Origin of the sequence: Leifsonia sp. ZF2019, assembly GCF_019924635.1 — a bacterium.
Classification (GTDB): domain Bacteria; phylum Actinomycetota; class Actinomycetes; order Actinomycetales; family Microbacteriaceae; genus Leifsonia.
Genome location: NZ_CP065037.1, coordinates 427,139 through 439,330 on the forward strand (window position 1 = coordinate 427,139; position 12,192 = coordinate 439,330).

Here is a 12,192-nt window from a genome sequence, read left to right on the forward strand (position 1 = left end):
CGTGCGCCGCTACGCCGTGTGCCGCTACACGCTGTGCTCTTGGATGAAGGCCAGCGCCTCATCGGCGACCTCGCGCCAGCCCGAGTCGATGACGAGGGAGTGGCCACGGCCCGGGATGACGACGAGTTCGGTGACGCCGGGGTTCTTCTGCTGGATGCGGTACTCGTTCTCGACAACGGACTGCGGCACCGTGTGGTCGTCGGCGCCCGCTATCAGGAGCAGCGGGCCGCGGTCGTGGTTCTCGGTGTCGACCTTCGTCTCGGCGAACGGGTTGAAGTTCGCCGTGGCGGCCTGGAAGATCGGCACGCTGGAGGCCGGGACGTGGAACGTCTCGTACAGTTCGCGTCCTTCCTCCTCCGAGAGGGCGTTCGTCCAGCCGTAGGCGAACTGCTCGTAGGTGAGCGTGACCCCGTGCTTGGTGTGATCGAAGCGCAGCAGGGCCGGGGCTCCGGCCTTGAGCGCGGACGCCGGCAGCGCCGTCACGCCTTTGAACTGCGCAGGGTCGATCGCGACGGTCACCGCGTTCCTCGACTCCCCGGCCAGCTTCTGCGCGATCAGCCCGCCGAAGCTGTGGCCGATGACGACCGGCGCCTGGTCGAGCGCGTCGATGGCCTCCGCGTAGTGGTCGGTCACCTGCCGCACCATCTTGCCCGCGAACGCGTCGGGATCGGCCTTGGCCTGCTCCACCGTCTCGGGGTCGTCGGGCCAGCCGGGCGCGAGCGTCGCGTACCCCTGGTCCTCGAACAGGTCCCGCCACGGCTGCCAGCTGCTCGAGAGCAGCCACAATCCGTGGACGAAGACGACGGGCGTGCGCCCGCTGGCGTTAGCGGCGTCGACTTCGGCGCGCTCGGTCGTGGTCAAGGGCATGATGCGACTCCGTTCGTGGATGGGACAGGGGTGGGCGCCCAGTGGATCGGTGCGCCTGCGCGAACGGTATCGGGTGGGGAGGGGCTGTGGGGAGGGGTGATGTCGGCGAGCGGACGGCGACCGATCCCCACGAGCCGGCCGCCGCCGTTCGGTTCAGCCGCGCACGACGGTCCAGGCCAGGTGCGCGAGCTTCGCCATCGTCACGACGACGAGGCACACGCATCGGAGGACCTTCTCCGCGTCGACCTTGCGCTTGCCGTTCTCGGCAGACACATGGTCTCCTTCCTGCACGCGGGGGCAGAGAGGAAGCCGGCTGACCGGGAGGCCCAGTCATATGCCATACGTGAACTGCTCAGGTAAACCGTTTGCCTTTCTGTAGGGCGACTGGGATACTCGAAGCGAGTGATCGCTAGGAATCGTTCTCCCGGCAACACCAGCCTCTTTCGAAGGCGGACTGACCCCCAGCTGCTACTGGGGGTTTCGTCTTTAACCCTCTCCGTCGACCCCACCCGCTGTCGGGCCAACGCTGTCCAGCGTACCTGATGTTCGATATTCGCAACCGATATACCATCGTGCAGTCGAACCCCGCCGATCCTCACCCCCGCAGCGCCTCCCGCACCGCGGCGACCTCCGCCTCGGTCGCCCCTCCGGACCGCAGGTATCCGGCGGCGTCGCCGTGATTCGCCTCCACCCAATCGAGGGCTGCCGTGATGGCCGAGGCCGGGGCCTTCGTCGCGAGGGTCTCGAGGCGGGGGACGAGGGGGATGCCGAGCTGGGTGATGAGGCCGGTCAGGGCGTCGGCGAAGGCGCCGGCGAGGTTGGCCTGGGTGAGCTCGTAGTCGGCGACGATCGCGGCGCGCTCGGCGCCCGCGACGGCGAGCAGGAGGGCGGCGGCGAGCCCGGTGCGGTCCTTGCCGGCGGTGCAGTGGAAGAGGACGCCGGGGCGCTCCGTACCAGTCGAAGCGGCGACGATACGGGCGATGCGCGCGAACTGCGGGGCGCTGCTCTGCAGGATGGCGACGTACAGCTCTTCGAGCGTGGGAATCTGCTCGACGAGCGCGGCGACCTGCTGGTCGTCGAGGGCCGCCTGGCCGCCAGAGGGCAGCAGCTGCGCGACGAGCTCGTCCATGGCGCCGCCGAGGATGGGGAGGTCGACCAGCTGGACGTCATCGCCCGTCGGCAGCACATCCGGGGCGCGGAGGCGTTCGCCGTCCGTGCGGAGGTCGATGACGGTCCCGATGCGGAGGTCGACGATGCCCTGGACGCCGGACGGGGTCAGTGTCGCGAGGGCGTCGGAGCGGAACGCCCGCCCGGAGGCCACCATCGCGCCGCCGTCGAGGGCGATCCCGCCGAGATCCCGCGCGTTGTGCGTGCCGTCGAGCACCGATGTCAGTTCCATGCGTCCTCCCGACCGGTTACGCGACGAGACTATCGGCCTCCGGCGCGGCGGCCGAAGCCCCGATCGGAGGCCGCACGGAGGCGGATGTGACCAAAGGTGTATTCACCTCGGCAACGGATCGCGGTTAGCGTTTTCGTGCGCGCCATTGGGGGATAGCGCTGGCGGTGGCGGGCAACGGGGGTTCCTGCCACCGCCGCTCCCGTTCGGGGTCGCCCCTAGCTGAGCAGCCCCAGCCGTGCAGCCTTGCGCACCGCGTCGATGCGGGAGGTCGCACCGAGCTTCTCGTACATGTTCGTGGTGTGCCGCTTGACCGTGCCCTCGGCGATCGAGAGCATCGTCGCGATGTCGCGGTTGGAGTACGCCTGCGCGATCATCCGGAGCACCTCCTGCTCACGGACGGTGAGGATGGTCGCACCGATCTCGTCGTCCGCCGTGATGTCTCCGGGCACGCCGAGCGGCGGCGTGGCGCGGGCGATGACCGCGATCAGCTGCTCGCTGTCGACATTCTTGGTGACGAACTCCGCCGCTCCTGCCCGGAGCAACTGGCGTTCGAGCACGGCGTCGCTGTGCATCGTCAGGATCACGATGGCCGTCTCCGGATGGTGGCGGCGCAGGCGCGAGACCGTCTGCTCGGCGGCCACGCCCGGGATCTCGACGTCGAGGAGCAGCACGTCGGGTGCGTGGACCGCGACGAGCTGCCAGGCGTCGTCGCTGGTACCGCCCTCCCCGACGATGTCGAAGCGGCCTTCGATGAGGGCACGGATGCCCTGGCGGAACACGCTGTGGTCGTCGATGAGGACGACGGTTCGCGACGTGTCGGTCATGGATTGGGTGTGCCTCTCGGAATCGTCAGGCTGAGGGTGGTCCCGGTGCCCAGGCCCGGGACGATGTCGAGGTCGGCGCCGATCAGCTCGGCCCGTTCCTGTGCGATGACGAGGCCGAGCGCCCCGGAGCGCACGGTCTCGTGGGCGAAGCCGCGCCCGTTGTCGATCACGGCGATGGTGAGGCTGCGGCGGTCCCAGTGCGAGTGGACGCGGATCTTCTCGGCGTGCGAGTGCCGGCGCGCGTTGTGGACGGCCTCCCGGATGATGATGAACGCTTCCTCCTGCACACCCGTTGACAGCCGGTACGGCGTGCCGACGACGGTGGTGACGACCGGCGGCCCGGAGTCGTCGAGGTCGTCGACGTAGTCGCGGATGGCCTCGTCGAGCATCTTCTCCCCGACGGCGTGCCGCAGGTCGAGGGCGATGGCGCGGGTCTCGTCGAGCGCGGCTCCGAAGAGGTCGAGGCCCTCGCGCAGCTGCGGGTTCGCGTCGATGGCCATGCCGCCGAGCTCCACCCGCTGCAGTCCGGCGGCGATGCTGTGGGCGACACGGTCGTGCAGCTCGCGGGAGATGCTGAGCCGTTCCTCGCTGTGCGCGACCGCGAGCCGCTCGAGCAGCACATTGACGTAGCCGACGGAGGCCGGCACCACGGCGCTCATGATCGACGCGTTGAGGGCGCGGGCGAGCTCGCCGACGTCGACGTCGATGTCCGGATCCGCGCTGATGCAGGAGAGGGCGACGTCGAAGAGTTCGGTGGCGGCGATGAGGCTGTCGACGGGGTGGATGTTCTGCCGTGCCCGGGTCTCGCCGACACCGGAGCCGTGGCGCGGGGGTGCGGAGAAGCGGGCCATGCCGTCCGGCCGTCCGAGCCGGTCGACGGTGCGGTCGAGGATCCAGTCGACCTGGGCCGCGAGCTGCTCGCTCACCTCCGGGTCGGCGGTCAGCGAGCTCTCCGAGGCGCGGAGGCGGTCCAGCAGGATCCGCAGGATGCGGTCGCGCAGCGCGGTGCCCTGGTCATCGCCTATCGTCATCGAGCTCATCCCCCCGTCGCGACCACGATCGCCGCGATGTTCAGAGCGTACTGGCCGACCATGAAGGTCCGGTAGGGACGCTTCTGCCGGCGCCGGTCGCCGCCACGGGCCTGGACGATCGCGAGGATCACGAGCGGGCCGGCGATCCCGAGCGCGAGCAGGGTCCGGAGGTTGTCGACCACGACGGCGCACACGAGCGCCGCGACCGAGACCACGCCGGTCCCGGCGGCGACCAGCAGCCGGGCGCGACCCTCACCGAGAGCGACGGGCAGCGTGCGGCGTCCGGCGGAGGCGTCTCCGGCGACGTCTCCGAAGTCCTTGGTGTGGCCGACGACGGCGATCCACGCCGCGCCGAACAGGGCGAAGACGTATGTCGACGGCGGCACCGACCCCGTGGCCACGTGCGCGGCGGCGACGTAGGTGAGGAACGTGCCGGCGGCGGCCACACCGAGCGCGGCGGCCCCGATGTTCTTGGCCGCCCACGGGCCGAGGGAGTACAGCAGCCCGAGCGCGATGAACGCCACGACGGCGGCCAGGAACGGAATGTCGATCAGCGTCCCGATCAGCAGAGACACCGTGAGCAGCGTCACGACGAAGCCCACGGCGAAGCGCATGCTCAGCCGGCCTGTCGCGAGCGGGCGGGCGGACCCGTTGAGCCGGTCGCCCTCCACGTCGCTGATCCCGTTGACGAGGTAGACGCCCCACACGGCCAGCAGCCAGGAGACGCCCGCGGCCCACAGCAGCGGCTCCGACCAGTCGGCCCCCGCGATCAGCGCGCTCCCGACGATGAACCGCAGCGCGAAGACGCCGATGACGACCGGTCGGCCCTCCTGGAACGCCAATCGGACCTGCGTCGCGCTGTTCGGGTGCGCGCGCCGGCGTGGTCGCGCCACACTGGTCATGCCCCGATTGTCGAGGCCGCCTCACCATTTGGCAGCGCTGCGGGACTACAACGAAAGTCACATCTCTGAGAGCGCGATCATCCGTGCCCCCGCGCGGTCAGGGCCTCGCGGTCCCGACGACGAACAGCCTTCGGAACGGGAACAGCGTCGCTCCGGAGACGGTCGGATACGCCGCACGCAACCGGGGGCGCAGCTCCTCGACGAACTCGTCCGCTCGCGCACCGAGAGCGGCCAGGTAGGGCCGCAGGCGTGTGCCGGAGAGCCAGCCCAGTACCGCGTCCTCGCCGGGCAGGACGTGCTGGTAGGTGGTCTCCCAGGCTTCCACACGGTGTCCGCCGTCGAGGAACACGTCGACGTAGTCGCGCATCGTGCCCACGCGGAGGATCGCGGAGCCGGCGCCGGCGAGGGCGTCCGCCCAGCGCGGTTCCGCGGCGAGCTCGCGCACCAGCACCTGCGAGGCGGAGTCCTCGTTGCCGGGAACCTGCACGGCGATCGTCGCGCCGGGTCGCAGCCGGGTGAGCCACCCGCGCATCAGCTCGCGGTGGGTCGGGACCCACTGGAGCGCGGCATTGCTCACGACGAGGTCCACGTCCGGATCGGGCTCCCAGCCCTCGATCGCCTGCTCCTGGAAGGCGAGCCGGGGATGCTCTGCCGCGAGCGGGCCGGTGGCGGCCAGCATGTCGGGGGAGGAGTCGATCCCCAGCACGTCCGCGTCCGGCCAGCGGTCGGCGAGGGTCGCGGTGAGCTCTCCGGTGCCGCACCCGAGGTCGACGATCCGGCTGGGCGTGAGCCCGTCCAGCCGCGAGGTCAGGTCGAGGAACGGGCGCGCCCGCTCTTCGGCGAACGCCCGATACCGTTCAGGATCCCAGCGCACCACATGTGCATCGTACGTCGGCCCGTCCACGGGGTCGAGCGCGATCGCGACCACTCGATTTGACGCTGCCTCCCCGCTTCGCCACGATCGACCCATGCCCTCCGCCGAGCAGACCGCCGCACGCGACCCCGTCGGCTGGATCGTGGGAGGGGCGCTCGCGCTGGTCGTGCTGACGATCGCGCTCCTCGTCGCCGTCGTCCCGTTCGTGAGCGCCGGGTTCGACGGCTTCCGGCCGCACCACACGGCGTCGTCGACGGCAGAGCAGGTGCTCGACGGCGTGACCGTGCGCTACTCCGGCGAGGGGTGGACGTTCGTTCTCGACTCGCCGCAGGACTGTCCCGCGGCGAAGGTGGTCGTCGGCTTCGCGGATCGGGCGGGAGGCGAGTCCATCGACGTGCTGACGGACACGGCGCCGCTCGTCGCCGGCATCCCGTACCGGTACGCGCCGGCGCCGGGTTCGTCCGAGCACCCGTTCGCGCACATCGACGAGATCGTCTGCCACGCGATGTGAGCGCGGCCACCGTCACGCGAACCGGCAGTCGCGGCGAGGTCGTGCGGCGGCCTGGCGAGCACTACCCGCATCGCACCCCGTCGGAGCGGACGGCTCGGGAGACGGCGCGATTCCTGAGCAAAACCCGCTGATCGGCAGGTCGGGTCTCGCCCGGAGCCGCTCAGCGCGGTAGCGTGGCCCGACACGAGGGGGACTCGCCTATCGGGGCGACTCGTCTGGTTCGATTTCCAGAGTCCTCCACTCAGACCCGCACCGACATCGCGGGAGGCGACCGCATGGGCATCGCGACGGCCGCGCGCAAAGCAGGCGTCGTCCTCGTCGATTACGCCTATGCGGCCGGAGAACAGCTCCGCGGGATGCTCGACCGCCGCCGGCTTCGCAGAGCGCTCGCGCCAGCCGGAGGGCCGGACCGCCTGCCGGTGCTGCTCCTGCCCGGCGTCTACGAGACCTGGCGGTTCCTGCGGCCGCTGGCCCGCCACCTGGCCGGCCGGGGACACGACGTGCACGTCGTCGACGGTCTGCGCTGGAACATCGCGTCGGTCGAGGACGGCGCGCGCGAGGTCGCCCGCTTCCTCGTCGCGAGCGGGATCCCGCGCGTCGCCATCGTCGCCCACAGCAAAGGCGGCCTCATCGCGAAGCGCGTCCTCGAGCTGGAGAGCGAGCGGATCGCGGTCGTGCTCGCCATCGCGACACCGTTCGCCGGGTCGCCGCTGGCGCGCCTCGTCCCGCTGGCGGGCGTCCGAGCGCTCGGACCGGCGGGAGCGGACATCGTCGGACTGGCCGCGCGCCCCGCCGCGAACGATCGCATCGTCTCGATCGCGCCCTGGTTCGACCCGCACATCCCCGGGGGCAGCGAGCTCGCCGGCGCCCGGTCCGTCCGGCTGCGGACCGGAGGCCACTTCCGCATCCTCTCGAGCCGCGAGCTGTTCCTGGTCGTCGACGAGGAGCTCGCGCGTACGTCCCGGCGGCCTCCGGCCGCGACCTGAGAGAACCCGAACGCCGCGCCGCGCGGTTCGCCGGTCGCGCCCAGATTCGCCCGCCTAGTCTCGAATGGGTCGGGGTCCGGTCAGCGCCGGGAATCATACTCACGGGGTGGACGCGGAAGGAGCGGGATGGCCACGGGCAGACCAGCGCGCCATCGAGTCGACGCCGGCACGGAGCGATCGCCCGGGCGCGTGTCCGGCAGGCGGCGAGCAGAGCCGGTCCGGTCCGGGCGCCGGGTCGAGCGCGCAGCGGAGCGTCGTGCCCTCCGCCGGGTCGCCGGCCGGCAGACCGGCCGGGCCGCCGCGTTCACCGCCTCGGCCGCCGCGCTCGCGCTCATCGGCGTGGTCGCCGTCGTCCCGCCGGCGGATGCCGCCTCTTCGGGCACCGCCCTGCTCGACGCGGCACTGCGCGCGGACTCCTCCAGCGCCAACGCGTCGTCGGACGGCCAGCATCTCGCGCTCGCCCGCTTCGCGGCCTCCACCGTCAGCCGCGACACCCCCGTCGCCTCGGCTCTGGCCGGGGTGGTGCAGTCCGAGGGCGGCGCGGCGGGCGATCAGGCCGCCTCGGCGATCATGGATGCGCTGGCCGCCGGAGGCGCCCGTGCCGCCATCGTGAACACCGCGCTCTCCTACCTCGGCACGCCGTACGTCCTGGGCGGAGCATCCCGCTCCGGCATCGACTGCTCCGGGCTCGTGATGGTCGCGTATGCCGCTGCCGGAATATCCCTCGGGCACCTCGTCCACCTGCAGGACGACGCCGGGACCGTCATCCCCGAATCGGAGGCCGAGCCGGGCGACCTGGTCGTGTTCGACGACGAAGAGCACATCGGCATCTACCTCGGACACGGCACCCTCATCCACGCCCCCGACGTCGGCCGTGACGTGTCCATCACGACCGTGTGGCAGGGCGTCCCGCACCACTTCACCCGCATCCTGCCCGGCTGATCCGACCTGATCCCGCGGCGTCGACGCGTCGCGACACGAACGGAGGAACGATGTCCGCCCGCACCGTCCGCGCCCTCTGGGCGGTCGTCCCCTTCGCACTCGTCGTCGCGGTCGTCGCCTTCGCGCTGGTGGGCGCGCCCGGCATCGACCACGGCCTCGCCACCACGAAGGTCCCCACCCACTCCGTGCTGACGCGTCGCGACTGGGTCGACATCGCCGTCGGGTCCCTCTTCGTGATCGTCGCCGTCGGCATCGCCGGTCGGCTCCTGCTGAGGCGCAGGGTCGCCTCGGCCGGGGCGACGACCGCCGCTCCTCCCGGTCTCGACTGAGACGCGCACCGTGATCCCGTGCGGCGGATCACCCCGCGACGGCGCGGGATCCCGGTGGTAGGTTCGTGATCCGGTGATCTGTGCGGGAGGTCGCCGGGATCGCACGATACCCGCGCGGAGGCAGGGGACATGAAGCGCAGGGGAGAATCGGACGGCGGCGCGACGGTGACCGCGGGGCCGGGCGCAGCAGAAGGCGGCACGCGGTGGGGCGCGCTGGGCCGCATCAACCCGTTCACCTTCGGACTGGTCGGCGCCTTGGGCGTGCTGCTCGCCCTGTTGATCGGCGCGATGATCGGCCAGCTCTCGACCGTGCTCGTCTACATCGGGCTGGCGCTCTTCCTGGCCCTCGGGCTCGACCCGATCGTCTCGTTCATCGAGCGCAAGCTGCCGCGCGGCGCGGCGATCAGCATCGTGGTGGCCGTCGTGATCATCGTCTTCGCGGGCATCATCCTGGCGATCGTGCCCGTGCTCGTGCAGCAGATCTCGCACCTCGTCCAGACCCTTCCGACCACGATCGACGACATCACTAAGAGCGGCTGGTACAAAGACGTCACCCGCCAGTACGGCGACAGTATCCAGCAGGGCCTCGACGGCGTGCTGAAGTTCTTCAAGGACCCGGGCAACCTCGCGACGATCGGCGGCGGCCTCATCGCGGTCGGTGCCGGGATCGCCGGCGGACTCACCGGCGTGACGATCGTGCTGATCCTGACGCTCTACTTCATGGCGTCGCTGCGTTCGATCAAGCGCATCGCCGCCCGCTTCGTGCCCGAGTACCGCCGCGAGCGGTTCTCCGAGCTCGTGGACGACGTCTCCGGGGCCGTCGGCCGCTATGTCATCGGCCAGGCGAGTCTGGCGCTCATCAACGGAATCCTGAGCCTCATCTTCCTGACGATCATCGGGGCGCCGATGCCGGCGCTGCTCGCCCTCATCGCCTTCCTCGGCTCGCTCATCCCGCTCGTCGGAACCCTCATCGGCGCGATCGTCAACTCGCTGATCTGCCTGCTCGCCTCGCCGCTCACTGCGCTCGTCGCGTTCATCTACTACCTCGTGTACATGCAGGTGGAGGCGTACATCATCAGCCCGCGCATCATGAACAAGGCCGTCGCCGTCCCGGGCGCCATCGTCGTGATCGCGGCCGTCGGAGGCGGCACCATCGGCGGGATCCTCGGAGCGCTCGTGGCCATCCCGGTCGCGGCAAGCGCGATCATCATCATCCAGAAGGTCGTCTTCCCGGCGCAGGACCGCAAGACCGTGCCGCCGAAGGTGCCCGCCGCGTAGCCCCGCCCGCCTCGACGCCGCCGACCCGCCTCCACAGGGGTCGCGAACTGCCGGAATAGGCGCGGCAGAGCGGCAGAATGCGACCCCGCTGTGCGCGGTCTTTGCCGTTTCGGCAAGTTTGTCCGACATTTGGACATTTGCTGTTAGCGTTGTCGGCATGCCCCGCCTCGCACCCAGCGTCCCGCTCTCCGAACGCATCGCCCTGCAACTCCGGCAACGGATAGCGGTCGGCGAGTTCCCGGTCGGAAGCCGCCTGCCCACCGAGGTCGAGCTGGCCGAGGAGTTCGACGTCAGCCGCGGCTGCGTGCGGGAGGCCGTGCGGTCGCTCGTGCACGCCGGGATGCTCGGTGCCCGCGCGGGTTACGGCACGTTCGTCGTCGCGACCAGCGACCTTGCCCCCGCCCTCGCCCGCCGCCTCGAGCACGACCGGCTCGCCGACGTGCTGGAGGTGCGCCTTCTGCTCGAGCGCGAGGGCGCCCGGCTCGCCGCGCTCCGTGCCACTCCGGGGCAGCGCGAGGTGCTCGCGGCCGCACTCGCCGGCCGTGCGGCCGCACTCGCCACCGGGGACGCGCCGGCATACGCCGAGGCCGACCGCCGGTTCCACCGCGCGGTCTTCGAGGCCTCCGGAAACGTGCTCCTCGCCGAGCTCTACCGCGGCGCAGGGGGCAACGACCAGGCGCTCCTCCACCTCGACTCGCCCGACGTCGACCTGGCGGCGCTCGCCGACGACATCGCCCGCATCGACGAGACGCACGCCGAACTGGTCGCGGCGATCGACGCACGCGACCCGGAGGCCGCGGCGCTGGCCGCCGAGCGGATGGTGCACGCCGCCCACGAGCAGGCCGGGTTCGAACCCGCGACCCCGGAACACGACACCGAGCCGGTCGCACCCGGCCACGCACAGGAGAACGCCCGATGAGCACAGAGACCCGACCCACGCCGGCGCAGGCCGCGCCCGCGACACCCGCCAGCCGCACGTCTGCCGCCGGTACCGACGGCCTCCGCCCCCTCCGCCCGGCCCTCGTGATCGCCGGCCTGCTGCTGGTCGCCGGCAACCTCCGTGCGGGCATCACGACCGTCGGCCCCGTGCTCGCCGAGCTGCAGCACGACCTCGGGCTGTCGTCGCTGACCGCGTCGATCCTGATCAGCCTGCCGTTGCTCGCCTTCGCCTTCGTGTCGCCCGTCGCGCCTGCTTTCGCCCGTCGGCTCGGCCTGGAGCGCGCGTTGGGCGCCGCCCTGGCCGGCCTGGCGGTCGGACTGGTGGTGCGGTCGCTGCCCGGCCTGCCGCTGTTGTGGATCGGGACCGCCCTCCTCGGCATCGCCATCGCCGTCCTGAACGTCGTGCTCCCGGCCCTGGTCAAACGCGACTTCCCGACGCGCATCGGCCAGGTCACGGGCGCGTACTCGGCCGTTCAGGCGTCGTTCGCCGCTCTCGCCGCCGGCGCCGCCGTGCCCGTCGCCGCGCTGACGGCGTGGGGCTGGCGCCTCCCGCTCGGGATGTGGGCGGGTCTCGCGCTCATCGCGCTCGCAGTGATGCTGCCCCAGTTCCGTCGCCGCACGGTCGTGCCGCCCGCGGAAGACGACCTGACCCTCGACGACCTGCGTCACCCGCGCACGGGCGCGACGGCGGCGGTGCCCGTCGCAGCGACCGCCGCCCGCACGCCGGCCACGGGCCGGTCTCCGTGGGGCACCGCGCTGGGCTGGCAGGTCACCGCGTTCATGGGCCTGCAGTCCGTCGGCTTCTACGTGTTCATCACGTGGCTGCCGTCCATCGAGGGCTCGGCCGGGGTGGACGCGGCGGCGGCGGGAGTGCATCAGCTGCTCCTCAATGCCTTCGGCATCGGCGGGAGTCTGCTCGCATCCACGCTCATCCCGCGGTTCCGCGACCAGCGTCTTCCCGCGGTCGCCGGTCCCTCCCTCTTCGCCCTCGCCGCGCTCGGTGTGCTGCTCGCGCCGCAGCTCGGCGGGGTGTGGGCGAGCATGGCCGGCCTGGCGGGAGGCTCGAGCATCGTCCTCGCGCTGTCGTTCTTCGGGCTCCGCACCGGCAACCACCACCAGGCCGCCGCACTGTCCGGGATGGCCCAGTCGGTCGGCTACGTGCTCGCCGCCGCAGGGCCGGTCGCCGCCGGAGCGCTGCACGACGCGACCGGATCGTGGACGCCGGCGCTCGCCGTCCTGGTGGGGCTGCTCGCCGTGCTCGCCGTGTTCGGCTACCTCGCCGGGCGGGCGCGTGTGATCGGCGAGTGACC

Annotated in this window: 13 protein-coding genes; 7 read left to right on the forward strand and 6 right to left on the reverse strand. The window is 71.6% G+C overall.

Translation table 11 applies throughout. The annotated features are described in order from the left end of the window. Window positions 1-24 precede the first annotated feature (24 nt). From IT072_RS01970 to IT072_RS01995, 6 genes are all read right to left on the reverse strand, one after another. Entirely contained in the window at window positions 25-867 is an 843-nt protein-coding gene (locus IT072_RS01970; protein ID WP_223359119.1) for an alpha/beta hydrolase, read from the reverse strand. A 595-nt stretch (window positions 868-1,462) separates the two neighbouring features. Continuing rightward, window positions 1,463-2,266, reverse strand: coding sequence for a tyrosine-protein phosphatase (locus IT072_RS01975; protein WP_223359120.1), 804 nt, complete (start codon window positions 2,264-2,266; stop codon window positions 1,463-1,465). 215 nt (window positions 2,267-2,481) lie between these two features. After that, window positions 2,482-3,090, reverse strand: coding sequence for a response regulator (locus tag IT072_RS01980; RefSeq protein ID WP_223359121.1), 609 nt, complete (start codon window positions 3,088-3,090; stop codon window positions 2,482-2,484). Next, window positions 3,087-4,121, reverse strand: coding sequence for a sensor histidine kinase (locus IT072_RS01985; protein WP_223359122.1), 1,035 nt, complete (start codon window positions 4,119-4,121; stop codon window positions 3,087-3,089). The genes IT072_RS01980 and IT072_RS01985 overlap by 4 nt, the downstream gene beginning before the upstream one ends. A 5-nt stretch (window positions 4,122-4,126) precedes the next feature. Then, the gene (locus tag IT072_RS01990; RefSeq protein WP_223359123.1) at window positions 4,127-5,023 is read right to left on the reverse strand and encodes a UbiA family prenyltransferase; all 897 of its coding nucleotides are present in this window, start codon (window positions 5,021-5,023) and stop codon (window positions 4,127-4,129) included. A 97-nt stretch (window positions 5,024-5,120) separates the two neighbouring features. Beyond that, window positions 5,121-5,951, reverse strand: a complete 831-nt coding sequence (locus IT072_RS01995; RefSeq protein ID WP_223359124.1) for a methyltransferase domain-containing protein — start codon at window positions 5,949-5,951, stop codon at window positions 5,121-5,123. 40 nt (window positions 5,952-5,991) lie between these two features. Here IT072_RS01995 and IT072_RS02000 point away from each other — a divergent pair, with 40 nt between their 5' ends. From IT072_RS02000 to IT072_RS02030, 7 genes are all read left to right on the forward strand, one after another. Next, window positions 5,992-6,408, forward strand: a complete 417-nt coding sequence (locus tag IT072_RS02000) for a hypothetical protein (protein ID WP_223359125.1) — start codon at window positions 5,992-5,994, stop codon at window positions 6,406-6,408. Window positions 6,409-6,683: 275 nt separating this feature from the next. Further along, on the forward strand, window positions 6,684-7,394 hold the full coding sequence (locus IT072_RS02005; protein ID WP_223359126.1) for an esterase/lipase family protein: 711 nt from the start codon (window positions 6,684-6,686) through the stop codon (window positions 7,392-7,394). Between the two features lie 126 nt (window positions 7,395-7,520). Then, window positions 7,521-8,336, forward strand: coding sequence for a C40 family peptidase (locus tag IT072_RS02010; RefSeq protein ID WP_223359127.1), 816 nt, complete (start codon window positions 7,521-7,523; stop codon window positions 8,334-8,336). 50 nt (window positions 8,337-8,386) lie between these two features. Next, window positions 8,387-8,665 carry a hypothetical protein gene (locus IT072_RS02015; protein WP_223359128.1) on the forward strand — a complete coding sequence of 93 codons (279 nt, stop codon included), beginning with the start codon at window positions 8,387-8,389 and terminating at the stop codon, window positions 8,663-8,665. A 129-nt stretch (window positions 8,666-8,794) separates the two neighbouring features. After that, the gene (locus tag IT072_RS02020) at window positions 8,795-9,943 is read left to right on the forward strand and encodes an AI-2E family transporter (RefSeq protein ID WP_223359129.1); all 1,149 of its coding nucleotides are present in this window, start codon (window positions 8,795-8,797) and stop codon (window positions 9,941-9,943) included. A gap of 157 nt (window positions 9,944-10,100) precedes the next feature. Then, a complete protein-coding gene (locus IT072_RS02025; RefSeq protein WP_223359130.1) occupies window positions 10,101-10,862 on the forward strand; it encodes a FadR/GntR family transcriptional regulator in 762 nt (253 codons plus the stop codon). Then, window positions 10,859-12,190, forward strand: coding sequence for an MFS transporter (locus tag IT072_RS02030; protein WP_223359131.1), 1,332 nt, complete (start codon window positions 10,859-10,861; stop codon window positions 12,188-12,190). The genes IT072_RS02025 and IT072_RS02030 overlap by 4 nt, the downstream gene beginning before the upstream one ends. Window positions 12,191-12,192 lie beyond the last annotated feature (2 nt).